This is a genomic window from Bifidobacterium tibiigranuli (assembly GCF_009371885.1).
Classification (GTDB): Bacteria; Actinomycetota; Actinomycetes; order Actinomycetales; family Bifidobacteriaceae; genus Bifidobacterium; species Bifidobacterium tibiigranuli.
Window position 1 is genome coordinate 110,896 of record NZ_QLZA01000009.1, and the last position, 26,108, is coordinate 137,003.

At 59.8% G+C, this 26,108-nt stretch carries 14 protein-coding genes; 12 read left to right on the top strand and 2 right to left on the bottom strand.

The window, feature by feature from the left end; genetic code table 11:
- Positions 1–545: 545 nt before the first annotated feature.
- Positions 546–9,029: an Ig-like domain-containing protein gene (locus DDF78_RS08965; RefSeq protein ID WP_162000664.1), complete on the top strand. Its 8,484-nt coding sequence runs from the start codon at positions 546–548 to the stop codon at positions 9,027–9,029.
- A 181-nt stretch (positions 9,030–9,210) separates the two neighbouring features.
- Here the strand turns inward: DDF78_RS08965 and DDF78_RS08970 are convergent, their stop codons facing one another.
- Positions 9,211–12,318, bottom strand: a complete 3,108-nt coding sequence (locus DDF78_RS08970; protein WP_152580222.1) for an HAD-IA family hydrolase — start codon at positions 12,316–12,318, stop codon at positions 9,211–9,213.
- A gap of 237 nt (positions 12,319–12,555) precedes the next feature.
- On the opposite strand from DDF78_RS08970, the gene DDF78_RS08975 reads away from it, so the two are divergent.
- Entirely contained in the window at positions 12,556–12,816 is a 261-nt protein-coding gene (locus tag DDF78_RS08975; protein ID WP_237564622.1) for a hypothetical protein, read from the top strand.
- Positions 12,809–13,141 (top strand): type II toxin-antitoxin system HicB family antitoxin, encoded by a 333-nt coding sequence (locus DDF78_RS08980; protein WP_152580223.1) that lies wholly within the window; start codon positions 12,809–12,811, stop codon positions 13,139–13,141. Before DDF78_RS08975 ends, DDF78_RS08980 begins: the two co-directional genes overlap by 8 nt.
- 293 nt (positions 13,142–13,434) lie before the next feature.
- Here the strand turns inward: DDF78_RS08980 and DDF78_RS08985 are convergent, their stop codons facing one another.
- Positions 13,435–15,036, bottom strand: a complete 1,602-nt coding sequence (locus DDF78_RS08985; RefSeq protein WP_162000665.1) for a PucR family transcriptional regulator — start codon at positions 15,034–15,036, stop codon at positions 13,435–13,437.
- A 425-nt stretch (positions 15,037–15,461) separates the two neighbouring features.
- Here DDF78_RS08985 and DDF78_RS08990 point away from each other — a divergent pair, with 425 nt between their 5' ends.
- The 9 genes from DDF78_RS08990 to DDF78_RS09030 all read left to right on the top strand — a co-directional run bounded on the left by DDF78_RS08990 (position 15,462) and on the right by DDF78_RS09030 (position 26,039).
- Entirely contained in the window at positions 15,462–16,271 is an 810-nt protein-coding gene (locus DDF78_RS08990; protein ID WP_162000666.1) for a substrate-binding periplasmic protein, read from the top strand.
- Between the two features lie 66 nt (positions 16,272–16,337).
- Positions 16,338–16,997: an amino acid ABC transporter permease gene (locus DDF78_RS08995; protein WP_152580226.1), complete on the top strand. Its 660-nt coding sequence runs from the start codon at positions 16,338–16,340 to the stop codon at positions 16,995–16,997.
- Positions 16,984–17,856, top strand: a complete 873-nt coding sequence (locus DDF78_RS09000; protein WP_272869812.1) for an amino acid ABC transporter ATP-binding protein — start codon at positions 16,984–16,986, stop codon at positions 17,854–17,856. Before DDF78_RS08995 ends, DDF78_RS09000 begins: the two co-directional genes overlap by 14 nt.
- A 108-nt stretch (positions 17,857–17,964) precedes the next feature.
- Positions 17,965–19,347 (top strand): 4-aminobutyrate--2-oxoglutarate transaminase, encoded by a 1,383-nt coding sequence (gene gabT / locus DDF78_RS09005; RefSeq protein ID WP_152580227.1) that lies wholly within the window; start codon positions 17,965–17,967, stop codon positions 19,345–19,347.
- A 193-nt stretch (positions 19,348–19,540) separates the two neighbouring features.
- Complete coding sequence (locus tag DDF78_RS09010) at positions 19,541–20,467, top strand: NAD(P)-dependent oxidoreductase (protein WP_162000667.1); 927 nt, start codon at positions 19,541–19,543, stop codon at positions 20,465–20,467.
- Between the two features lie 516 nt (positions 20,468–20,983).
- Positions 20,984–21,583 carry a TetR/AcrR family transcriptional regulator gene (locus DDF78_RS09015; protein WP_152580229.1) on the top strand — a complete coding sequence of 200 codons (600 nt, stop codon included), beginning with the start codon at positions 20,984–20,986 and terminating at the stop codon, positions 21,581–21,583.
- Between the two features lie 416 nt (positions 21,584–21,999).
- The gene (locus DDF78_RS09020; protein ID WP_152580230.1) at positions 22,000–23,331 is read left to right on the top strand and encodes an aspartate aminotransferase family protein; all 1,332 of its coding nucleotides are present in this window, start codon (positions 22,000–22,002) and stop codon (positions 23,329–23,331) included.
- Between the two features lie 93 nt (positions 23,332–23,424).
- Entirely contained in the window at positions 23,425–24,876 is a 1,452-nt protein-coding gene (locus DDF78_RS09025) for an APC family permease (RefSeq protein WP_237564623.1), read from the top strand.
- Positions 24,876–26,039, top strand: a complete 1,164-nt coding sequence (locus DDF78_RS09030; RefSeq protein WP_152580231.1) for a phosphotransferase enzyme family protein — start codon at positions 24,876–24,878, stop codon at positions 26,037–26,039. The genes DDF78_RS09025 and DDF78_RS09030 overlap by 1 nt, the downstream gene beginning before the upstream one ends.
- Positions 26,040–26,108 lie beyond the last annotated feature (69 nt).

The window sequence follows — 26,108 nt, forward strand, 5'->3', positions numbered from 1 at the left end:
ACTAAATACTCATACTTGTGTGTAGTACTTTGGTGATTGAAGAGGGTGAGGTGTACTGTCTTGCGGGGACACGGCAAGGTTATGCGCACGAGGATAATGTATAGCGGCATTTCGGCGTGGGCATGAAGCTTCCGCTTATTCGCAACGTATTTGGTCGCTACGAGGCGGTGCGGGGCCGGTTTTAGAAGACTTATAGAGTCGTGGAAAATCATTGAAAATCTGCTTTATCAGGACTCTATTCTTATCTGTGAGCTGCATCACGTAAACGTTTGCTCAATAATACTTCGGCAATCAAGACCAAGTAGTATTTGGAAACAGACTGTATAAAAGCTGCCTATTCCATGCGAATTGAAGGGGTTTGCGGCTTTGAACGCTCTGGGAGAGTGCGACGCGATCGCGCTCTGGACACGCAGTTTCGGCTGCATAAAGCTGAGCGAACAGTGCAGGAAACAGTGTTACCGATTGAGGAAGGACCTTGAATGAATAAGGGATTAGAGCAAGTTGGGGTGGGTGAATAGATGCAAAAGTTTGATAGCAAGAGGGTTATGCGTTCGATCGTCGCGTTTATTTCGACGATTGCGATGCTGGTGGGGATTTCCATTGTGGCTCCGGCTCCCGCATTCGCAGGCGATGGTGACACGCCGGTGAATCCGGCGACGCCGATGCCGATTTACACCGAGGATTTTGAGAACGTCAGCGGTTCAACGCCGACCGCATTGAGCGGCTATGATTCGGCATCCAACGGTAGCGATGGCAAACCGATTACCTATACCGCGTCGGACTACTGGCTCGATTCGAAGTACTGCAACGGCTTCATCGCCAGCGGCGGCATGGTGCTCAGCCAGAGCGATGTGTTCAACACATACTGCGGGAAAAACGGGGATCCCACGGGCAATAACATGGGCGATTATGACGCTGTACGCGCCAAAGCCTATGCCTTGGCGAATGTGAGTGACCCGAACAATGGCAATATGACCAATCACGCGCTGTCCACGAATACTTCTGGCGGCACGCCCCCGGCTGACCCGATGTTCACGACGAATGGCAATCCCATTAGCGTATCTACCAACCGCTTCATCGAGCTTGCGGTCGATGCTGCGGCAACGGGATGCAATCAGGCAACGCCTGAACTGAGCTTCGTGATGACTGGCTTGCCCAGTGGCGACAAGTCGCTCACCAACGGCACCATCAATCCGTGTAAATTGGATAACGCTCAGACTTTCAGCGTGAAAAGTAAATTTACCGATGTACTCCCAGATTGGGCCACTACAGGTGCTGTTGGCACATACTACAGCGATGCGTATCTGATCTCCGCTGATTCCAACAAAGTCAACATTGGCTTGAAGCTGAACAATGCTTCCACAGCCAGTTCAACCGGTCACGGCGCCGGAACTGTCAACGGTCCCGCCAACGGCAACGACGGTGCCATCGACAACATTCGCGTGCTGGATGTGTCTCCGTACCTGACCAAGTCCTTCAACCCGACCTCGGTTAAGGTCGGCGATACGTCGACGCTGACGCTGACGGTCAACAACCGCACTGATAACGGCACGAAGAACGGCTGGGCGTTCACTGATGCCCTTCCGGATGGACTCGTTGTTGCGAATACGCCGAATGTGAAGGCAGACGGCAATAATGGCTCTTGCAAGGCGGACGTGACCGCTAACGCTGGCGACAGCAGCATCGGCATCAATAAAGGCGTTCTTAATGGCGGCTCTTCGGCCGCGACTCCCACGACATGCACCATCACGGTGGATGTCACGCCTACGAAGGCGGGGGATCTCACCAACGGCTCTTCGAATATCGAGTCGACAATCGGCATGGACGGGCCGCAGACTCCTGCGACGTTGACCGCCATCGAGGGCCCGACCGCGCAGAACTCGTCCGCTACGACCCAGCCGGGTGTTGCGGTGGATCTGAAGCCGACGACTGGCTTCGGCACCTCGCAGAAGTTCACTTCGGTTGCGTTCGACAAGTCGGGTGCTACCACGAAGACGGTTCCGGGCGAAGGCACATGGACGATCGCACTGGGCGACGATGGTCAGCCGGTTGCGACTTTCACTCCTGATGCTGATTTCACTGGCAAGGCAACGACTCAGCCGTACATCGTGACGGATGAGAACAATCTGACTGCTACGGCAAACCTCGATGTGACGGTTGCGGCGATTACTGGCCCGACCGCGCAGGATAAGTCGGCTACGACGAAGCCGAGTACTCCGGTGACCTTGAACCCTGAGACTGGCTTTGGCACGTCGCAGACGTTCACTTCGGTTGCATTCGATGATAAGGGCACGACCACGAAGGACGTTTCTGGCGAAGGCACGTGGACGATCAAGCTGAACGACGAAGGCAAGCCTGAGGCGGTGTTCACGCCTGTTGATGGTTTCACCGGCACGGCGACTCCGCAGCCGTACATTGTGACGGATGAGAACGGCAAGACTGCGACGGCGAATCTTGATGTGACGGTTCTCGCTCCTCCGACTGCGAAGGATAAGTCGGCGACGACGAATCCGAAGACTCCGGTGACCTTGGATCCTGAGACTGGTTTCGGTACGTCGCAGACGTTCACTGGTGTGGCGTTCGATAAGTCGGGCGCAACCACGAAGGACGTTCCTAGCGAGGGCTCTTGGACCATCTCTCTGAATGATAAGGGTCAGCCTGAGGCGGTGTTCACCCCGGTGGATGGCTTCACTGGCAAGACCACTTCTGTGCCGTACACGGTGACGGATGAGAACGGCCTGACCGCTACCGCCAACCTTGATGTGACGGTTCTCGCTCCTCCGACGACGGGCGATGCGTCCAAGACGATCAACCCGAATCAGACGGCGACGCTCAATCCGGTGACCAAGCCTGGTTCCGGCGACATCACCGATGTGAAGTTTACTGATCCTGCTGCGACTGATGGCGGCAAGACGCTGGTGGTCCCGAACGAGGGCACGTGGACGATCAAGCTGGACAATGGCCAGCCGGTCGCGACGTTCGCTCCGGACAAGGACTACTCCGGTCCGGTCACCGAGCAGCAGTACACGGTGACGGATTCGAACAAGCTGACCGCCACCGGCAAGCTGGACGTGACCATCAACGAGCCGCCGAGCGCGAAGGATAAGTCGGCGACGACGAATCCGAGCACTCCGGTGACCTTGAACCCTGAGACTGGTTTCGGCACGTCTAAGAAGTTCACTGGCGTTGCGTTCGATGACAAGGGCGCGACCACGAAGACGGTCGATGGTGAGGGCACGTGGACGATTAAGCTGGGCGATAACGGCCAGCCGACCGCGGTGTTCACCCCGGTGGATGGCTTCACCGGCAAGACGACTGCCGTGCCGTACATCGTGACGGACGAGAACGGCCTGACCGCTACCGCCAACCTTGATGTGACGGTTCTCGCGCCGCCGACCGCTTCGGATAAGTCGGCTACGACCGATCCGAAGACTCCGGTGACCTTGGATCCTGATACCACGTTCGGCACGTCGCAGAAGTTCACTGGCGTTGCGTTTGATGACAAGGGCGCGACTACGAAGGATGTTCCTGGCGAGGGCACGTGGACGATCAAGCTGAACGACAAGGGCCAGCCTGAGGCTGTGTTCACTCCTGTCGATGGCTTCACGGGCAAGACGACTCCGCAGCCGTACATCGTGACGGACGAGAACGGCCTGACCGCCAAGGCGAACCTTGACGTGACAGTGAACAAGCCGCTCACGCCTCCTACAACGGGCGACAAGTCGGCTACAACGAATCCGGATACTCCGGTGACGTTGAACCCGGTGACGACTCCTGGCTCGGCTCCGATCAAGTCGGTCGTGTTCGACAACAACCAGCCCACGAAGGACGTTCCTGGTCAGGGCACTTGGACGGTCGAGCTGAAGGACGGCCAGCCGGTCGCGACCTTCACTCCGGACAAGGGCTTCACGGGCAAGGTCACCGATCAGAAATACACAGTGACCGATGAGAACGACAAGACCGCTGACGGCACGCTTTCCGTGACCATCAACACGCCTCCGACTGCGAAGGATAAGTCGGCTATGACCAATCCGAGCACTCCGGTGACACTGAACCCTGAGACTGGCTTCGGCACGTCGCAGAAGTTCACTGGCGTTGCGTTCGATGACAAGGGCGCGACCACGAAGACGGTTCCGAACGAGGGCACGTGGACGATCAAGCTGGGTGACAACGGCCAGCCGACCGCGGTGTTTACTCCGGTGGACGGCTTCACCGGCAAGACCACGCCGCAGCCGTACATTGTGACGGATGAGAACGGCCTGACCGCTACCGCCAACCTTGATGTGACGGTTCTCGCTCCTCCGACCGCTTCGGATAAGTCGGCTACGACCGATCCGAAGACTCCGGTGACGCTGGATCCTGATACCACGTTCGGTACGTCGCAGAAGTTCACCAAGGTAACCTTCGACAATGGCGATACCACGAAGACGGTTGACGGCGAGGGCGTGTGGACGATCAAGCTGGGTGACAACGGCCAGCCGACCGCGGTGTTCACTCCTGCCGATGGCTTCACTGGCAAGACCACTGAGCAGCCGTACACGGTGACGGACGAGAACGGCCTGACCGCCAAGGCGAACCTTGACGTGACGGTCAACAAGCCGCTCACGCCGCCTACCACGGGCGATGCGTCCAAGACCATCGATCCGAATACGACGGCCACGCTGACCCCGAAGACGGTTCCCGGCTCCGGTGACATCACCGATGTGAAGTTCGATGATCCTGCTGCGACTGATGGTGGCAAGACGCTGGTGGTTCCGGGCGAGGGCACCTGGTCGATCAAGCTGGACGACAATGGCCAGCCGGTCGCCACGTTCACCCCGCTCAAGGATTATTCAGGCAAGGTCACTGCGCAGAAGTACACGGTGACTGATTCGAACGGCAAGACGGCTGACGGCACGCTCAACGTGACGATCAACCCGCCTGCTCCGGTTCCGCCGAAGACTGGCGACAAGTCGGCGACGACTGATCCGGGCAAGCCGGTGACGCTGGTCCCCGTGACCAAGCCTGGTTCTGCGCCGATCAAGTCGGTCGTGTTCGACGACGGTCAGCCCACGAAGGACGTTCCTGGCGAAGGCACGTGGACGGTCGAGCTCAAGGATGGGCAGCCTGTTGCGGTGTTCACTCCCGAGGACGGCTTCACTGGCAAGACGACTTCGCAGCCATACACGGTGACGGACGAGAACGGCAAGACCGCTACGGGCAAGCTGGACGTGACGGTGAATACGCCGCCCACGACCGGTGACAAGTCCGCGACGACCAATCCGAAGACGCCGGTGACGCTGGCTCCGAAGACCACTCCTGGCTCTTCGCCGATCAAGTCTGTCGTGTTCGACAACGGCCAGCCCACGAAGGATGTCCCCAATGAGGGCACCTGGACTGTCAAGCTGGACAATGGCCAGCCGGTCGCTGTGTTCACTCCTGCCGATGGTTTCACTGGCAAGACCACTCCTCAGCCGTATACGGTTACGGATGAGAACGGCCTGACTGCTACCGCCAAGCTGGACGTGACGGTTCTCGCGCCGCCGACGACCGGTGACGCTTCGAAGACCATCGATCCGAATACGACGGCGACGCTCAATCCGGTGACCAAGCCTGGTTCGGGCGACATCACTGCGGTGGCGTTCGACAATGGCAAGGATACGAAGACGGTTCCCGGCGAGGGCTCTTGGTCGATCAAGCTGGACAATGGCCAGCCTGTTGCGACCTTCACCCCCGACAAGGACTACTCCGGCAAGGTCACTGCGCAGAAGTACACGGTGACCGATGCGAACAAGCTGACGGCTGACGGCACGCTCAACGTGACGATCAACCCGCCTGCTCCGGTTCCGCCGAAGACTGGCGACAAGACGGTGACTGCTGAACCGGGTGCTCTGGTGACGCTCAATCCGGTGACGACTCCTGGCTCTTCGCCGATCATGTCTGCTGTGTTTGACAATGGCAAGGACACGAAGGTTGTTCCTGGTCAGGGTACGTGGACGATCAAGGTCGTTGACGGTCAGCCAGTTGTGGTGTTCACTCCGGAGCCTGATTTCAAGGGTTCTCCTGATCCGCAGAAGTACACGGTGACGGATGAGAATGGCAAGACGGCTGACGGTACGTTGACGATTAATGTTCCGGCTGCTCCTGTCACGCCTCCGACTACGGGCGACAAGTCCGCGGCGACTGATCCGGGTACTCCGGTGACGTTGGCTCCGACTGCGAAGCCTGGTTCTGCTCCGATCACGTCGGTTGTGTTCGATAATGGCAAGGACACGAAGACGGTTCCTGGTGAGGGCGTGTGGACGATCAAGGTCGTCGATGGCCAGCCGGTCGCTACCTTCACTCCGGACAAGGGCTTCACTGGCAAGACCACGCCGCAGCAGTACACGGTGACGGATGGCAACGGCAAGACCGCTACGGGCAAGCTTGACGTGACCATCACCATGCCGCCGAGCGCGAAGGATCAGTCGGCTACGACCGATCCGAAGACTCCGGTGACGTTGAACCCCGAGACGGGCTTCGGCACGTCGCAGAAGTTCACCACGGTGACCTTCGATAACGGCAAGACCGCCAAGGACGTTCCTGGTGAAGGTTCCTGGTCAATCAAGCTGGGCGACAACGGCCAGCCGGTCGCGGTGTTCACTCCTGCCGATGGCTTCACTGGCAAGACCACTGAGCAGCCATACACAGTGACGGACGAGAACGGCAAGACCGCTACAGGCAAGCTGGACGTGACGGTGAATACGCCGCCCACGACTGGTGACAATTCCGGGACGACTGATCCGGGCAAGCCGGTGACGCTGGTCCCCGTGACCAAGCCTGGTTCTGCGCCGATCAAGTCGGTCGTGTTCGACGACGGTCAGCCCACGAAGGACGTTCCTGGTGAGGGCACGTGGACGATCGAGCTGAAGGACGGACAGCCTGTGCCGGTGTTCACTCCTGCTGATGGTTTCACTGGCAAGACGACTCCTCAGCCGTACACGGTGACTGACGAGAACGGCCTGACCGCTACTGGCAAGCTGGATGTGACAGTCAATGCGCCGGCTCCGGTCACTCCGCCCACCACGGGTGATAAGTCCGAGACGGGCGAGCCTGGCAAGCCGGTAACACTGAATCCGGTGACCAAGCCTGGCTCTGCGCCGATCAAGTCCGTGGCGTTTGACAATGGTCAGCCTAAGAAGGTTGTTCCTAGTCAGGGCACGTGGACTGTGGAGCTCAAGGATGGGCAGCCTGTTGTGGTGTTCACTCCGGAGCCTGGTTTCAAGGGCTCGCCTGATCCGCAGAAGTACACGGTGACGGACGGGAGCGGCAAGACGGCTGATGGCACGTTGACGATCAATGTTCCTGCTGCTCCTGTCACGCCGCCTACCACTGGCGACAAGTCCGCGACGACTGATCCGGGCAAGCCGGTGACGCTGGCCCCCGTGACCAAGCCTGGTTCTGCTCCGATCGCGTCGGCTGTGTTCGACAATGGTCAGCCCACGAAGGACGTTCCTAGTGAGGGTACGTGGACGATCGAGCTGAAGGACGGCCAGCCGGTCGCGACCTTCACCCCGATTGACGGCTTCACTGGCAAGACCACTCCGCAGAAGTACACGGTGAAGGACGAGAACGGCAAGACCGCTGACGGCACCCTCACGGTGACGATCAGTGCTCCTCCGGCCACGGGCGATCAGTCGACGACTGCGAAGCCTGGTGCTCCGGTGACGCTCAAGCCGGTGACGAAGCCTGGTTCTGCGCCGATTACGTCGGTTGTGTTCGACAATGGTCAGCCTAAGAAGGTTGTTCCCGGTCAGGGCACGTGGACTGTGGAATTGAAGGACGGCCAGCCGGTTGCTACCTTCACTCCGGAGCCCGGCTTCAAGGGTTCGCCCGATTCGCAGAAGTACACGGTGAAGGATAAGAACGGCAAGACCGCCGACGGTACGTTGACGATTGACGTTCCGGCGCTGACTCCTCCGACGACTGGCGACAAGTCGGCTGCGACCGATCCGGGTGCTCCGGTGACGCTGGCTCCGACCGCCAAGCCGGGTACCGCTCCGATCAAGTCTGCTGTGTTCGATAATGGCAAGGACACGAAGACGGTTCCTGGTGAAGGCACGTGGACGATCAAGGTCGTTGACGGTCAGCCGGTTGCGGTGTTTGCTCCGGTCAAGGGCTTCACTGGCAAGACCACGCCGCAGAAGTACACGGTGAGGGACGAGAATGGTCTGACTGCCGATGGCTCGCTCGATGTGACCGTCAACACGCCGCCGGTGACCGGCGACAAGACGGTGACTGCCGAGCCGGGTGCTCCGGTGACGCTGACCCCGACTGCCAAGCCGGGTACCGCCCCGATCGTGTCTGCTGTGTTCGATAATGGCAAGGACACGAAGGTTGTTCCTGGTCAGGGTATGTGGAAGATCGAGCTGAAGGACGGCCAGCCGGTCGTCACCTTCACTCCGGAGCCTGGCTTCAAGGGTTCGCCCGATTCGCAGAAGTACACGGTGAAGGACGGGAACGGCAAGACGGCTGACGGCACGCTGACGGTTGATGTTCCTGCTACTCCGGTTCCTCCGAAGACTGGTGACAAGACCGCTACGACCAAGCCCGGCCAGCCGGTGACGCTGACCCCGACCGCCAAGCCTGGTTCTGCTCCGATCAAGTCGGCTGTGTTCGACAACGGCAAGACCGTGAAGGAAGTTCCCGGCGAGGGCACGTGGACGATCAAGGTCGTCGATGGCCAGCCGGTCGCCACCTTCACTCCTGCCAAGGGCTTCTCCGGCAAGGCAACGCCGCAGAAGTACACGGTGACTGACGAGAACGGCAAGACGGCTACGGGAACGCTGGGCGTTGATGTGCCTGCTGCTCCTGCTGCTCCGGGCAAGACTCCGGCTCCGAAGGCTCCTGCCAAGCCTGCTCCTGCCGCTCCGGCTAAGCCGGCCCAGCAGCCGCAGTCCGTCCTGGCTTCCACTGGCGCCAGCGTGGGAATCGCGCTGATCGCCATGCTGGCCTTGGCTGCCGCTGGTCTGGGTCTGCGCAAGCTCTCCCGCCGCAACGATTCGGACTGATCGGGTCTTCCGGGTCCGCCGGCCGCATAGCTGGCCGGCCCGGGCAGGCCGGTAGCCGAATCCCATACGCAAAAGAGGTGCTGCTTGAAACCACGTAATCGTGGCCTCAAGCAGCACCTCTTTTTGTGTACGTAGCGGCATGGGGCGGGAGGCAGCAGCATGGCTGCTCCGCCCTCGTGCCTCAGACAGTCACCGCGCGCCCCTGAATCTGGAAGTCGACCGGGTCGCCGGAGATGCGGGTTACGGACACGTCATCACGGGTGACCAGCACCTCGAATCGCGAGCCGTGCACGGCGAGCCGGTAGCGCATGCTGTGCCAGGGGTTCGGCAGGCGCGGATCGATACAGGCCGTCTCGCCGCCTGAATCACGCAGTCCGCCGAAGCCGTTGACGAGCAGGCCCCAGATGCCGCCTGCCGCAGCCAAGTGAATGCCGTCGCTCGTGTTGTCGTGCAAGTCGGCCACATCGGTGAACAGCGATTGGAGGAAGTAGGAGTAGGCCTTGTCGCGGTAGCCGACTTCGGATGCGATGATGGCCTGCGTCGCCAATGACAATGTCGAATCGCCCGTAGTGAGCGGGTCGTAGACGTCGAAATCGGTTTTCTTCTCATTGAGGCTGAAATGCGAGGACAGCATGAACAGCGTGAGCACCGTATCGGTTTGCTTGAGCACCTGATGACGATATATCTCCATCGGATGATAGTGCAACAGCAGCGGGCGGGCCGCCTTGCGCTTGAAGTCCCACGGCACGCGGTGCAGGAACTGGGCGTCCTGCAAATGCAGCCCGGAATCCGGGTCCTGCAGCAGGCACATCGCGTCAGCGGCGATGCGCCAATCGCGCAGCTCGTTGGGGCGGATGTGCAGCCGCTGGCGAATCTGCGCGGCGAGCCGGGGATCGTCGTGATCGAAGTGCTCAAGTGCGTCGGCAGCGGAAACCAGGTTGAACTGCGCCATCGCGTTGGTGTAGAAGTTGTCGTCCACGAGCGCGGTGTACTCGTCGGGGCCGGTCACGCAGTTGATATGGAAGCGCCCGTCCTTGCCGAAACGGCCGAGATCGGCCCACATACGCGCCGTCTCCACGAGGATGTCGATGCCTTCGCGGCCCAAGTAGTCCCAGTCGCCGGACACTCCGGCATACTGCATCACCGCGTAGGCGATGTCGGCGTCGATATGGTACTGCGCCGTGCTGGCCGGGAAGAAGGCGGAGGCCTCCTCGCCGTTGATGGTGCGCCAGGGGTAAAGCGCCCCGTCCACGCTCATCGCGGCGGCGCGTTTGCGGGCGGCGGGCAGCATCCGGTGGCGGAAGGAGAGCGCGTCGCGGGCCTGATCGGGTCGCGTATAAGTAAGGAAGGGCAGCACGAAGGTTTCGGTATCCCAGAAGTAATGCCCGGAATAGCCTGAGCCGCTCAGGCCCTTGGCACCGATGCCGTTGGGCACGAAGGCCGTGGTCTGCGCGAGCTGGAACAGCTCCCAGCGGATGACCTGCTGGATGCGCACGCCGAGTCCCGTGCCGCTCGCATCCGCCTCAGCATCCACATCCGCTTCAGCGTCCACCTCCACTTCGATATCCGAGTCCTTCCAGAACTCGTCAAGCCATTCGCGCTGCTCGTTGAGCAAGGCCGATTCGCCCAGCGCCGCCGCATCGGCCAGCGTCGCTTCGCAGCGCCGAATCAGCTCGTCGGTGTTCTGGCTTCTGCTTTCGGGCAGCACCAGGCCATTGCGGATGCCCTGACCGCTCACCGGGTCGGTGTGGTAAGCGATGTAACGGGTCGCATGCGCCGGCTCGTCGTGGGAGGCGACCACGTTGAAGCTGGTGCCGGTCGGTCTGCCGTCGATGGTCTGCAGCACGCCCATAGCCATAGCCATATGCGAACTCACGCAGCGGTAAGCATGCAGTTCGGCCGGGCCCATGGCCTCTTCGATGGGCGGTCGTTCGACCTCGTGCAAGCCGCCTTCGAGCAGCTGCTCCATCTTGCGCGGGTCGTCGGAATGCTCGATGTCGGGCAGACTGTCGTTCGCCGGCGCCTCGATGCGCACAATCAGCTCGGTGTCGGGCTTGTCCACGCGCACGGTCACGTTGCTGACCGCCAGATTCTCATTGAACAGGCACACCATGCGCTCGATATCGATCTGCACCAGCAGGTCCTCGATCTGATATTCGCGATGCTCCTGCGCGATGCCGGTGCGGAAATCCACCTGCTGTGCGCAGTTGATCGGGTGCTCAAGCGGCACGCCGTCAATCAGGAAGTGATAGTCGGTCGCATCCGGCACGCCTTGGATGACTTGGCCGACTCGCGAGTAGCCGTACGCATCCTCTGCATGCCTGATGGTGAAGGTCTCGTGGTAGCCGCTCAGGAACGTGCCGAAGCCGAGGCGTCGCGGCTCTTCGCCTGCGCCGCGGATGCCGATGGCACCGTTCGAAAGGGAGAACAGCGTGGCGCTTTGCTCGGTGGGTGGGCCGGCTTCGATGAAGGCCCAAGGGTGCACGGGGTTGCGAATGTCGCTTAACGGGTCGCCGATGCGCGCCGGGTCGTAGACGCGGCCGTAATCGTGCACGTACGAGCCGTCGATCATCTGCGCGAGTTCGGTCACTACGAGGTCGGCGCCCGATTTGAGCAGCTGATCACGCCCGACGCCCCTATCGACGCCGATGACCAGGCCAAAGCCGCCCGCCGACCCCGCCGCGACGCCGGAGAGCGCGTCCTCGATTACCACCGCATGGTCGGGCGGTATGCCCAGCATCTTCGCGGCGTACACGTAGGTGTCAGGCGCAGGTTTGCCCCGCAAGTCCTGCTCCGCGCGCACGGTGCCGTCCACGACCCGGTCGAAGAAGCCGATGATGCCCGCTGTCTCCAGCACTTCCGTCGCGTTGCGCGAGCTGGACACGACCGCGAGGTACAGTCCGGCGGCCTTGAGATGCCGCAGCACATCCACGACGTCGTCATAGGCTGCGATGCCCTGCTCATGCAGCAGGTTTTCGAACACTGCGTTCTTGCGATTGCCCAGACCGCAGACCGTCTGCATGCTCGGGTCGTCGCCCGGACTGCCCCACGGCAGCTCGATGTTGCGGCTCTGCAGCAGCGAGGCCACGCCGTCGTAGCGCGGCTTGCCGTCCACATACGTGAAGTAGTCCTGCTCCGTGTACGGCGGCACCGAATCGGGCAGCGCCTCATCGAAGAGCTGTTTCCAAGCCGCCTTGTGCAGAATGATTGTCGGCGTGAGCACACCGTCCAAGTCGAAAAGCGCGGCATTGTATTGGGCGACAGAGCGGAAGCCTTTGCCTGGGGCCATGGGTCATCATCCTTTCACCGCGCCGGCGCGTGCGCCGGGCACGAAATACTTCTGCAAGAGGCAGGAACACGACTGTTTGCACAATCATAGCGGCGCATGCGCCCATGCGCCCGGAGAGGATTAGCCGGCGGGGCGAGGTGTAGGGGAGTGCTGTGTGTAAAGCTGGGGCGGGGAGGCGGACGCATGAGACCGATTATTCTTTGCGTGTTACTGCATAGTATCAATAATGATACTATAATGAACATGACGAGCATAACGACAATACTCAAGGAGATGAGGGCCAACCCGGCAGGAATCAGGTTCGCAGATTTGGAGAAAGTCTGCGAGTGCTATTTCGGGAAACCGAGGAATAAGGGAACGTCTCACAATATCTATAAGACGCCATGGCGAGGAAAACCTTTCGTCAATATACAGAACGATCATGGTAAGGCCAAGACGTATCAAGTACGGCAAGTGTTGGAAGCCATTGACAAGAAGGAGGAAATGGGCAATGAATGACATCGTGCGCCGGTATACATACCGTATTCAGTGGTCCGACGAGGACGGGGAATATGTGGCGACTGTTTTGGAGTTTTCTGGGCTTTCGTGGCTCGCTTCGAATGAGTTGGAGGCTCTGCAGGGCCTACATATGGTGGTCGAGGAAACCGTCAAAGATCTGCAGGAAGACGGGGAGCGTGTTCCTACCCCGATTAACGACAAGCATTATTCCGGGAAATTCATGCTGCGCATCACTCCCGAAGAGCATCGGCGACTCGCCTTGGCGGCGGCCGAGCAACATGTCTCCATCAACCGCTATGCGGAAATGAAGCTTGCCGAGGCCTAGGTGCTGTAGTGTAGATAAAGGGATTCGTCCATAACTCGGTGAACCGGCCTCGCAGCCAAGAATTCTCTTCTGCTTCGGAAATGAATCTGTCGGCTCCTATACCTGACGCTACAAAACGGACGCTAAGCGGCTGTTATAGGCAGTTTTGTAGCGCTAACTTGGGGATATCGCGACAATCCGGTCGCTAAGGAAGGCTTAGCGACCGGACTGTAGCGTCAGACGCCAGTTAGCGTCACAACAGGGGCAGCGCATCGATAGTGCACGGTGAGGGGTAGGTGGTCATTGCGTAGGTGTCATCGTGCGGAAATCGTGGCGTCTGACTGCTTCGTGTATTCCGCATTGAGCGCGAGCCATAGCTCGACTCTGGTCTGGGGATCGTTGAGTGAGCGTCCCAGCGCCTGTTCGGCGTCGCTCAGCCGTTTGGCGAGCGTGTGGCGATGGATTCCCAAGAATTTCGCTGTGCGGTCGTTGTTGCACAGCTGGGAGAGCCAGACCAGCACGGTGTGGCACAGTTCATCGGAGCGCTGCGCTAAGGCAATCGCCATTATGTGCGCAGCGTCCTCATCGATGGCTGATACTACAGAATTCGTTGCGTGCGCCTGCGGCATCTCATCAAAGAGCGCGATGCTTCCAGACTGTTCGTCGCCTTCGGTTGCGTGGAATGTCGTACGCATGGAGGTCGCTGTTTCGGCTCTGCTTGAAGCAATCAGCGCCTGACGCTGAGCCTCCTTCAGCCCTTGCCAATCGCAGACGCCTGAAATTCCGATGGCGACGGGGTATTTGCCTGACAGCACTTTCACCATGCGGCGATATGCCTGCGAGGACGTGACGATCCAGAGCGATGAATCTACTTGCCCAAAAATGCGGTCAGTATGTTTGCTCCCCGATCGACGAATTGGCGAGATTTCCGTTGCAATGGACCGCAGCTCTTTCGCAGAGCCATGAATAGTGATGACGCGCAATGGTTCGCGGGGCATATCGCAATCCCACAACGTTCTCGTGAAATCGCTCAGCATTGCAGCATCGCCGTCGAAGGTTTTGCGCATCATGATGCTTCTCATCTGCTGGAGCGTCTCGTCTTGATCATGACGTCTGAACAGAGCTAGCCCGAACAGACTTGCTGCGAAAGTAATCAAAGTTTGGTCAAATTCGGTTGGTACCATGCGAGACCCCGCGACTAAAGTTCCCAATTCGGTGTCATCAGAAGACCGCAGTGGCACGATGCGCACATGGTCGCCCTCTACGCGCATGCTTTGAGGATTTCGTTCGTCACTGGCTCGTGCACCCATCGCAGTGAGCGCCCTGTCTCGCACGCTGAGATGCGAGGACTCTGCCACGGAGCCATACGGTGTGAACAAGACGCACCACCCACCGATGCTGGTGGCCAGATTGAGAGTCAACGCCCGTATTGGATCCTGCGAAGACGCCGCTTGCAAAAGATTGCGCATATCCGAATACGCTTGGCGAAGTTGGGCTTGCCGCTGTGATTCGACTCCGAGCGCCACAGCGTTCATAACCAGTGAGAACGGTACTTCGATAGGTATTTCCAAAACAGGCAAGTCGCGGCTGCGCGCATAATCCAACAGAACCTGAGGAATGGTTTTGTGCAGCAAACGTGTGCCGAAAGCCAGCGCACACACGTGGGCGCTGGCTATATTGTCGATGAAGACACGGGCCGCTTCGTCGACAGCACGAGCATTGGCGCGGGTGCGGCGCAGAATCATCGCTCCTGAGGCCACGATGATTTCGTCGCTTTGCGAGAACATCTGTGGGTTGATGAGCTCTGTTGGGTGCGACCAGAAGATCTCCCGGTTCATGGCCGCAGGGGATCCTTCGACGCGCAGCAGTAGGCCTAGACTCGTATCGTGCGCCAGATCGTTGACCGTCAAAGCCATAACATCCAACCTTCCGGTGGTTGTTCGTTCGTGCATCTACGCCGGTTCGTATCCAACTACTGCGACATATGCATTATGTCCAATACTGACATCATATGGCCATAATGTATATGAAATGCATATCGCGTTTTACTGTGGTGAAACCCAATGTTTTCTAAGGTTTAAGGCGACTGAGTATGTGCCAGAGTGTGAGCTTCGTAACATGTTGAACATATAGGCAATACGTGGTCATAGCCCAATCGAAAAGACCGTGTAATCATGGCGAAATCGAAAACGACCTTCCCGCAGCAAGGATATGGGTCATAGCAACGAGCAGCGCCCCGCATCCAGCGGCGGACCGGTTGGCAATGTCAAGTCGAGACCAAGGCAGCGTCAACTGGGCCGGACAACGCTACTCGACAGGCAACCAACAGGAGGACAATTCCATGAAGAAGTTTGCCAGAACAGCGATTGCGGCCGTCACGGTCGCCATGCTCGCCTTCGCCGGCGCGTGCGGATCAGGTAGCGCCAGCAGTTCAAGCAGCAGCGGAAGCTCTGCTTCCAGCGCCGAAACAGTGACGATCGGCACTTCGAATGATGCGCCGCTTGCCTATATAGACAAGAGCGGCAATCTCACCGGCATCGACGGCGATATCATGATGGCTATCGCGAAGGAGAATGGGTGGAAGGTTAAGAACTCGGTCACCAGCTTCTCCACGCTTATCGCCAGCTTGAATACGAACAAAATCGACATCTCCAACGACGCCATGTTCATCACGCCAGTAAGGCAAAAGCAAGTCAATTTCTCCGAGCCGTTCTACGTGCTGCATGACGCTATCATCGTCAAGAAATCCGAGACTTCGGTGAAGGATTACGATCAGCTCAAAGGCAAGCCGTTGGGGACGGTCACCGGCACGGCATATGCCGATTTGCTCAATACGCTCTCTCCGGGCAAGGTCAAGCTGTTTGATTCCCAGGCGACTATGGTTCAGGCAATTGTGAACGGCGACATCTACGGGGCGATCACCGATCAGCCCGTTGCGGCTTACAGCCTCAAGCAGAATCCGAGCCTGCCCATCCGCGTCGTCAATCCTGAGACTCCGCATTTCAGCAACGATGTCGCCCCCTGCGTGCGCAAGGCCGACAAAGATCGGCTGGCGGCCATCAACTCCGGCTTGAAGAAAATCAAGGCGGATGGCACCTACGACAAGATCATGAAGAAATGGGACATGCCAGCCAGCTCCTTCATCAAGTAGCTTGGCCTCGTTTATGACCTCGTTACCGTTGCATTGTCCATGTCGTCGTGCTGAAAGGTAGATACGGTGGATTTCTTACGCAATACGCTGTCGATGATTCCGCTTCTGGCCTCGGGTATTCCGATGGTGCTCAATCTGACTGTGTACTCTCTTATTCTGGCGGTTGTGGTCGGGTTGATCCTCTCCTTGGTTAGGATCGCGCATGTCCCGTTCCTTAACCAAGTGGTCGTGGTGATTGTCGAGTTCCTGCGCGGCACGCCGCTGCTGGTGCAGCTCGTCTATATCTATTACGTGTTCCCAGTGATAGGTATTCATATAGATCCGGTTGTCTCGGGCATCCTTGGTTTGGGCCTGAACTATGCGGCGTATGTTTCCGAAGTCTTTCGTTCGTCGATTAATTCGATTGATCGGGGGCAGATGGAGGCGGCGTTGTCCTTGGGGTATACGCCGCCGCGTGCGATGGCGAAGATCATTATTCCGCAGTCGCTGCGCGTTTCGGTGCCGCCGCTGGGCAATTATGCCATTTCGATGGTCAAGGACACGGCGCTGACTTCGGTGATAGCCGTGACCGAGATCCTCAAGCAGGCCAATGTGCTTGCCTCGACCACGTTCCAGGTCACCGAGGCCTACACGGCGGCTGCGATTCTCTATCTCGTCATCAGCCTGCCGTTGTCGGGGCTGGTGAAGGTCGCCGAATGGAGGGTGAACCGCAATGTCGCCAAATGACAGGACCGATATGGCCGATACGCCTGATAAGGCCGATAAGGCCGGCAGGCCGTTCATCATCGAATGCAGGGACGTGCATAAGAGCTTCATGATCCGGCTCGAGCATCCCACGTTCGGGCAGCGGCTTCATCGCGAGCGGCGGGCCAAGGAGGTGCTCAAGGGCATCGACGTGGCGGTGCGCGAGGGCGAGGTGTTCGTGCTGCTGGGCTCGAGCGGCTCGGGCAAGAGCACGCTGCTGCGCTGCATCAACCACTTGGAGATACCTGATTCCGGGGAGATCGTGGTCAATGGCCGTGAGATGGGCATGCAGTCGATCAACGGCGTGAACATGCCGGCCAGGACGAGCGAGCTGGCCTCGCAGCGCTCGGAGATCGCGATGGTGTTCCAGCATTTCAATCTCTTCGCCAACAAGAACGTGATCGGCAATGTCATGATGCCGCTGCGCGACATCCGCGGGCTGGGCCGCGACGAGGCCCGCGAGGCGGCGGTGGCCAGCCTGGGCAGGGTCGGGATTGCCGAGGAGCTGTTCAATATGTACCCCGACCGGCTCTCGGGCGGCCAGCAGCAGCGCGTGGCCATCGCCAGGGCGCTGGCCATGAAGCCGCATGCGATCCTGTTCGACGAGCCGACCAGCGCGTTGGACCCCGAGCTGGTGGGCGAGGTGCTGCAGGTGATTCGCAGGATCGCCGACGAGGGCACCACGATGATGATCGTGACCCATGAGATGGCGTTCGCGCGCGGCATCGCCGACCAGATCATCGTCATGGACGATGGCCGGATCGTGGAGCAGGGCCCGGCGCGATCCGTGTTCGACAACCCGCAAAGCGACAAGATGAAGGCCCTGCTCAAGGAGATCTGAGAGCCGGGACCTGGGCGGATTCCAGACGCTCGGACAGTGTGGCAAAAGCTCAATTTCCAACATAATTCAAACAGCGTAGCGATGCTACGGAAAGGCAGAATGATAACGATGGCACAAGATACGGCAACGCTTGCTCGGCCAAGCGTGACGGCACTTAAGGACGTTCCCCAGATCGCGCGCAAGCTGGTGACTGAAATCCCCGGGCCGCGCTCGCGTGCGCTCATGGAGGAGCACAAGCAGTACGTGAGCGCTGGCGTGGGCGCAGCGATGCCGATATTTGCCGAAAGCGCGTCGGGGTCGGTGATCACCGATGTGGACGGTAACCGCTTCCTTGATCTGGCGGCGGGCATCGCGGTGACGGGCGTGGGCAATGCGGCGCCTGAAGTCGTTGATGCGGTGCAGAGCGAGGTCGCCAAGCTGACGCATACGAACTTCGCCACGACGCCGTACGCCGGGTATGTCGAGGTGTGCAAGAAGCTGGCGGAGCATACGCCGGGCGACTTCGCCAAGAAAAGCGTGCTGCTCAATTCCGGCGCTGAAGCGGTGGAGAACGCGGTTAAGATCGCGCGGCGCTACACGGGCCGCCCGACCGTCATCGTGATGGACAATGCCTTCCACGGCCGCACGAATCTGACGATGTCGATGACCACGAAGGCCTCCCCGTACAAGCGCGGCTTCGGGCCGTTCGCGCCGGATGTGGTCAGCGTGCCGTATTCCTACCCGCTGCGCGATAGTTTCGGGCAGGATGGCGTCGCCGCTGCGAAGGCGAGCATCAGGCGCATGGAGCTGCTAGTGGGTCACGAGGATATCGCGGCGATCATCGCCGAACCGGTGCAGGGCGAGGGCGGCTTCATCGTGCCGGCGGACGAGTTCCTCAAAACGCTGTGCGACTGGGCGCATGCGCATGGCGTTGTGTTCATCAGCGACGAGATTCAGTCCGGCTTCTGCCGCACTGGCAAGTGGTTTGCCTCCGAGTATTTCGGCGTGGAACCTGATCTCATCACCACGGCCAAGGCGCTGGGCGGTGGCCTGCCGATTTCGGCGGTGACCGGCCGCGCGGAGATTATGGACGCGGTGCAGCCCGGCGGCATCGGCGGTACCTACGGCGGCAATCCGGTCTCCTGTGCGGCTGCTTTGGCCGCCATCGGCATCATGGAAAGCGAAGATCTGCCCGCATGCGCCGCGCATATCGGCGACGTGTTCCTCAGCCGGTTCGGCTCCCTGCCGGAGCGCTTCGGCTGCGTGGCTGCTGTGCGCGGACTGGGCGCGATGCAGGCCATCGAATTCGTCAAGCCCGGCACGATGGAGCCGGACGCTGAGATCGTCGGGCGCATCGTCGACGCGGTGCGCGAGGCGGGGCTCATCATTCTCACTTGCGGCATCAACGGCAACGTGATTCGCCTGTTGCCGCCACTGGTGATCGGCGACGACGAGCTGGATGAGGCGCTCGATGTGCTCGAAGCCGCCATCGCCGAGTGCAGCGCGCAATAGGCGTAATCGCCTGATTGCATTCGTGACTGCTAGTCTGCGCGGCTTCCGGAAATCAGTATGGATGATTTCTGGGGGTCGCGCTTGTTTTTGGCATTTTGGGGTGTTGTTTTACGAATGTTTTGCGATAACGGCCGTAGCATGATGCACCATGGTGCATAAGGCGTTCGACCACAATAATCGGAGGAATGAATATATGGGTGATGCAAAAGTTGATAAGGCTGCGGCGACTACAGAAGTCTCGGAGGCTACGGAGGCCACGAAAGTCACGGTGCTGGGCACGGGCATCATGGGCGGGGGCATCGCGAAGACGCTTGCGGCAGCGGGATTCGCCGTCACGGCGTGGAACCGCACTCCGGCGCACGCCGAGCCGTTGCGCGAGTATGGCGTGAAAGTCGAGCCCGAGCTTGCCGATGCGCTCGCCGAGGCCGATGTGATTCTGGTGGTCGTATATGACGCTGCCAGCGTGCTGGATGTGCTCGGGCGCGGCATCGGGGCGGCTCCCGCCGATGCGGTCTGGGTGCAGATGGCGACGATCGGCGTCGAAGGGGCGCATCATGTCGCGCAGCTTGCCGAGCAGCAGGGCGCGCATCTGGTCGAAACGATGATGATGGGCAGCAAGGATCAGGCTGAAAGTGGCGCGCTGACGCTGATTGCAGGCGGAAGCCAGGCGCTGTTCGGCCAGGCCGGCCCGGTGATGGACGCGATCTCCACCAAACTCGTGTACTGTGGCGAATCCGTCGGGTCGGGCAGCGTGGTGAAGCTCGCCTGCAACCTCTGGCTGGCGTGCATCACCTCCGCCGCCTGCCAGTCCGTTGAGCTGCTCAAGGGCGAAGGCGTCGACCCGCAGCTGTTCCTTGATGTCATCAGTGGCATGACGACCGACTCGCCATACGCGCACCTCAAGGGCGGCAAGGCCATCGCGGGCGATTTCTCTGCGCAATTCGAAGTCAACGCGCTGCTCAAGGATCTGGGCCTCGTCGGCGAGGTCATGGCCGGCAGCGGCTTCCGCACCGATCTGCTCGAACGCCAGCAGGCGCTTTACGATCAGGTGCGCGAGCAGGGCCACGGCCACGATGATGTCAGCGCGGTCGCACTGGCATTCGAGTCGCCGCGCGGGTGAGTCGGGCGGTGTGCGACGAGGAGCGGAAGGTGTGTCGCATTGGTGAAGGGCGTCGCGTGCATGTTCCATGCCTCTTTTATGGCGCTCCTGCACGGTAAGAGTCACGAAAGAGGCATCGGATGCTCGTCACTGCTCCTTTCGTGGCGCTGAGCTGCAAAAGACACAAAAAGGGCAGTGCGCTCCGTTGCGTCCTCGTGGGCAGCACGTCAGTAGTGCCTCGTACGCAAGGTAATCGGCATAAATGATGCATAGGGAGGGGCGGAGCCGTTTGGAATCGCTTGATGAATCCGCCAGCGGTTAAATCCGCCGAAGCGCTGTGTCCAAATAATTCATGAATTCGCGTGCACACACCAATCTGGCCGCACTATTGAGAACAGAGCGGCCTCGGCATGTCGGGGCAGACATGGTCATATCCTGTGATTATTGGCCGATGATTTGCTGAAATCGGCGAAAATACAGGCGAGACAGACCAGATTAGGCGCAGTCGGAGCAGGTAGAGAAAGCAGGTAGAGATCTTTGCCGAAGATTGTTGATTACGACAAACGTCGTGAATGGATTATTGACGGATATCTGGGGTTGGTACAAAGCAATTTCCCCGGCCCCGCCACTTCGCGCAACCTCGCCAAGCATCTCGGTATTTCGAACAGCCTGCTGTGGCGGTACTTCGACGGTATGGATGACCTGCTCGCGCAGGTGTATCTGACGGTGGTGGAACGGACCAACCGAAGAATATCGGAATCGATTTCTCTGCGGCATGGCATGGATGCCGTCAAAGCCATGCTCGACGAGCTGTTGCCGCTGACCGACGAATCCCGCGTCGAATCCCAAGTGGTCGTCGCGTTCTGGGGCAGATCCGCGACGAGCCCGACGAATACGGCGTCGGTCGGCTTGACCGAAATGAACGTGTGGACGACGCTGATGGCGCGGCTGGTGGAGGATGCTGTGAACTTGGGGCAGATTCGTGTCAGCGAGAATGTCAGCATGTCCGATCTCGCCGAGCTGCTGGTGTCTTCGGCCACGTCGGTGCAGATCGAATATGCGATACGCCGTGACGCGAAAATTGTGAAGCGAAGAAGAGAGCTTATGACATCTTTCTTCCTGCCGGAAGTGGCCTAGCCGTCTTCCATCTTTTGTGAATGGTGGTAAGGCCCCGAACTATTACAGTTCGGGGCCTTACCGTATGTGGCACCGCTCCAGGGTATATTAATTAGCAATTGCTCATTTATTTTCGAGATGGTTACCGTAATATTCGGATAGTGTTAATTCTTTGTTTTCGCAAGGCGTTTTACGGACTTTTGCCGTTTCTATGAAACATTAGTGAGCAATTGCTCTTTTATATTTTTCATAACAGGCGCGAACCTCAGCGAAGTTCCGGTTCGCTGAACAGGGTGTGCGCCTTGGGAGTCCATGAGATTCCTACGTTGTGACGGATTCGCCTTCGGGCGGCTTTTGCAGAGCAGGTGCCCAAGAGCACATGCACAGGAACGCCCGTTCAGTAACCAACCAACATACAAACATACAAAGGATATGACATGACAAACGCAAAGGATCTGTATCCCGGCTTCCTCACGCTTGACGATGCGCTGCATCTCGACGGCGAGACCGTGAAGAAGCTGCAGCTGCAGCATATGAACCAGTATCGCATCCAGATGGGTCTTGAAGGCGGCCTGAGCTTTGACATCGTCAAGGCCGAAGGCTGCCACATCTGGGATGCCGAAGGCCATGAGCGGCTTGACTTCATCGGATGCGTGGGCGTGTATGTGCTGGGTCACAACAATCCGTTCATCGTCGATGGCGTGCTCAAGTACCTGAGTACGCATCCGCTGTCCATGGACCCGATGGCGCTCAAGCCCGTCACCGCGTCGTTCGCCAACAACATGGCCTTGGTCACGCCCGAACTTACGCGCACCATCGTCAATGGCGGCGGCGGCGCGGAGGCCGTCGAGGCGGCGCTGAAGATGTGCAGGATCGCGGCAGGCAGAACGCGCCCGGGCAAGACGAGGGTCGTCTCGACGCTCAACAGCTTCCACGGCAAGACGCTGGGCGCGGTGAGCGCCGGCGGCAAGGAGACCTGGCGCCGCTGGCAGCCGCAGGTTCCCGGCCATGTCTATGTGCCGTATGGCGATGCCGAGGCCGTTGAGGCCGAGTTCAAGAAGGGCGATGTCGCGGCGTTCATTGCCGAGCCCATCCAGGGCGAAGGCGGCATCGTCGTGCCGCCCGACGACTACTTCTACACCATCCGCAAGCTGTGCGACGAGTATGGCGTGTATATGATACTCGACGAGGTGCAGGCTGGCTCCTGCCGCACCGGCTACATCTGGGCGCATAAGTACTACGACGGCCTCGTTCCCGACGCGTTCACCTTCGCCAAGGGCATCTCGGATGGCCTGCTCCCTGTCTCGGGCGTGCAGGCGAAGGAAAGTCTCTACATGGCCGCCTACGGTTCGAACGACAGCGCCATGATGCACACGGCGACGTATCAGGACAACAACATCTCCGCCGCTGTGGCGCTGCTGTCCCTGCAGTACATGATCGAGAACGACGTGGCAGGCAAGATCCGCGAGCGCAGCACGTACATCTTCGACGGGCTGAGGAATATCCAGCGCGAGCATAGCGACATTCTCTCGGAGGTCAGGGGCCGCGGCTTCATGATCGGCCTGAAATTCGGCGTCGACGCCAACGGCGAAGGCTATGCGAATCGAGTCGGCGCGATTCTTGCGCAGAAGCATTATGTGCAGACGATGACCTCCACGAACAACGACACGATTCTGCGCGTCTACCCGAACATCGCGACGACGCGCGAGGACTTCGACTGGTTCCTGGACGCGCTGGAGAAGTCGATCAGCGAGGTTCAGGCGGCGTGACCCGCTGCGCGTGACCTACCCGGCATAAGCGCGGCAGCTGACTTCCGGCAGGGTCGGAAAAACCATGAAAGCACGAAAGGGAAAGGCTCGGTTATGGCTGGTCTTATGAATAACAAGCAATCTCAGCATGGGCAGCGGAAGCTTGCTGCCGACCAATTGGATACACCGCATGTCGTGTTCTTCGTGCTTGCAGCGGTCGCGCCGCTGACGGGCATGGTGGTGGTCACGGCGCTCGGCATCGCGCTCGGCAACGGCGGCGGCATGCCGGTATCGTTCATAGCCGTCGCCGCGATTATGCTGTTCTTCGCCTGCGGGTACGCCCAGATGGCGAAGCGGTTCGTCAATGCCGGCGGCTTCTACAGCTACACGGTTCGCTCGCTAGGCAACAAGGTGGGCCTTGCCGCTGGCATCATCGCGCTGCTGGGCTACAACGGCTTCGATATCGGCGGCTTCGGCACGGTGGGGTTCTACTTCCAGAACATCATTGGTGACTTGACGGGCTTCAAGATGTCTTGGATGGTCTGGTCGGTGATCGCGGCGCTGGCTGTTTTCATCATCACCAGAGAGGGCGCCGCCATCAGCTCGAAGGTGCTTGGCGTGTCCTTGGCGCTCGAGATGCTCGTGCTGCTCGTCCTGGACTTCACGATACTGTTCAAGCACGGGTTCTCCTGGCGGGCATTCGATCCCCATGTCTTCACCAAAGGCTCGCTTGGGCTTGGGCTGCTGTTCGCGGGCAATGGCTACATCGGCTTCGAGGCGACAAGCCTGTATTCCGAGGAGGCGAAGGACCCACGCCGCACTGTGCCGCGTGCGACGTATTGGGCGATTTCAATCATCGGCGTCTTCGCCGCATTCACCACATGGGCGTTCGTCAGCGCTCTAGGCGTTGACCAGGCCCAGAGCAAGGGCCTGGCTCACCTGGACGCGGGCGACCTCATCTTCTCGATTGCCAATGAATACCTGGGCAAGCCCTACACGGCACTGATGGAGGTTCTGCTGCTGCTCAGCTTGTTCGCAGCCCAGCTCGCTCTGCACAACTCCGCCACGCGCTATATCTATGCGATGGGGCGCAGCGGCGTGCTGCCCCGTGTGCTCGGCAATACGCGCGATAGCAACGGCGCCCCGGCGAACGCTTCACTGTTCCAGGTCATCGTCTCGATGATCTTCGTGTTCGCGTTCTTCCTTTCGGGGCTGCCGCCCATGCTCTTCATCGTTCCTGCGATGACCGGCTTCGGCACGCTATGCATCATCGTGCTGCAGTTCATCGCCTCAATCGCGATCATCGTGTACTTCCGCAAGGTGAAGGACCGAGACTATCTCAGGATGCTCGCCTTCCCGGTCATCGGCACCATAGGCCTCGGCGCCATCAGCGCGCTGGCAATCACGAATTTCAGCACCATGGCCGGCTCGGATTCCAAAGTCATCGCGCTGCTGCCATGGCTGCTCCCCATCGGTGCGGTCGCAGGCTACGCCTACGCCGCGTGGCTGCAGCGTAAGAAGCCAGCCGTGTACGCCGCCATCAGCCTAGAGCCGGAGGAGCTGTGATGCGGCCAGAGTATGCCGCTAGTCCTGGTACGGCGAATACCGGTGCCGGGACTGGCATCGGCGCTGGCGTGGATGTCGACGCCGAGGAGGAAGTCCCTTCGGATATCTGGCATGCAGTGCACGCCGCATGCCACCGGTGGGGATTCGAGAACGCGGATGCGCGGCTGATCAAGCACCGGGAGAATTGGATTTTCCGCGTTTCGTTTCAGGGCCGCGACTACGCCCTGCGCATTCATCGCCCGGGGTACCAGTCGCTTGCAGGCGTCCAATGCGAGATGGACATTCTGCGGGCGCTCGCCGAAAGCGGGTTCCCCTCGGTTGTGCCATGTGCGTCTGCCGGTGACGATTCGGGCGGCTCGAACCCGGTCGGCTCGGGCGATACAGGCGATTCAAGCAGCTCGGGCCGTTCAGGAAGGCTCGTGGAGACCATTCTCGTAGGTGGGCAATCGTATATCGTCGACGTGCAGGAGTGGCTGTATGAGGCCGCTCAGCTCGGTACCACCGAAGCGATGTTCCTGGGGACAGACGTCCCGGATTTGGCGAGTTTCGAGCGATTGGGCGCGCTGACCGCGACGATGCACGGCGTGCTCGCCCGTGATGTGGAGCACGGCGGCATCGATGCGTCCTCGCGCGGAAAATGGGATGTGGAAGGCCTCGCCGGGCCAGATTTTCTGTGGGGAGACCCACGCGGGCTGGTCGACGACGTGGCGGATGCTTCGCTCATCGAAACGGCACTCAGTGGGATACGTTCCCGGCTTCGTCAGCTTGGCTACGGCGGGCAAGGCTACGGCCTGATCCATGGGGACCTGACCATGGAAAACGTGCTGCTGCTCAATGGCGAATTCATGATCATCGACTTCGATGACGCAGGCAGCGGCTGGTATCTGTTCGACCTAGCGACGCCGTTGGCCTTCATGATATCGTCGGCTCAATTCCCGCGCTACGAAGCGGCCGTGCTCGACGGCTACGAAAGCGTCAGGGCCATCAGCGCGCAGGAGCGGGCGGCATGGCCGTCGATACTGCTAGCAAGGGTGCTGACATACCTGAGCTGGGCCGCCGGGCGGCGCGGCGAGGAGACCGCGGAGTTTCTGCATGACACATACATGCCGTGCGCTCTGGAAATGACGAGGAAGTATGTTGTATCGATGACCGCCAATCAGTGACGGCGGTCAGTGACGGCGATTGCAACGGCCTCAGAGACGGCAACAGGGGCGACAACAACAGCGAAGGAG

Excerpts from the sequence above, each read along its gene's own strand:
- DDF78_RS08965 (WP_162000664.1), top strand. The coding sequence starts at position 546 with ATGCGTTCGATCGTCGCGTTTATTTCGACGATTGCGATGCTGGTGGGG.
- DDF78_RS08970 (WP_152580222.1), bottom strand. The coding sequence starts at position 12,318 with ATGGCCCCAGGCAAAGGCTTCCGCTCTGTCGCCCAATACAATGCCGCG.
- DDF78_RS08975 (WP_237564622.1), top strand. The coding sequence starts at position 12,556 with ATGAACATGACGAGCATAACGACAATACTCAAGGAGATGAGGGCCAAC.
- DDF78_RS08980 (WP_152580223.1), top strand. The coding sequence starts at position 12,809 with ATGAATGACATCGTGCGCCGGTATACATACCGTATTCAGTGGTCCGAC.
- DDF78_RS08985 (WP_162000665.1), bottom strand. The coding sequence starts at position 15,036 with ATGGCTTTGACGGTCAACGATCTGGCGCACGATACGAGTCTAGGCCTA.
- DDF78_RS08990 (WP_162000666.1), top strand. The coding sequence starts at position 15,462 with ATGAAGAAGTTTGCCAGAACAGCGATTGCGGCCGTCACGGTCGCCATG.
- DDF78_RS09000 (WP_272869812.1), top strand. The coding sequence starts at position 16,984 with ATGTCGCCAAATGACAGGACCGATATGGCCGATACGCCTGATAAGGCC.
- gabT (WP_152580227.1), top strand. The coding sequence starts at position 17,965 with ATGGCACAAGATACGGCAACGCTTGCTCGGCCAAGCGTGACGGCACTT.
- DDF78_RS09010 (WP_162000667.1), top strand. The coding sequence starts at position 19,541 with ATGGGTGATGCAAAAGTTGATAAGGCTGCGGCGACTACAGAAGTCTCG.
- DDF78_RS09020 (WP_152580230.1), top strand. The coding sequence starts at position 22,000 with ATGACAAACGCAAAGGATCTGTATCCCGGCTTCCTCACGCTTGACGAT.
- DDF78_RS09025 (WP_237564623.1), top strand. The coding sequence starts at position 23,425 with ATGGCTGGTCTTATGAATAACAAGCAATCTCAGCATGGGCAGCGGAAG.
- DDF78_RS09030 (WP_152580231.1), top strand. The coding sequence starts at position 24,876 with ATGCGGCCAGAGTATGCCGCTAGTCCTGGTACGGCGAATACCGGTGCC.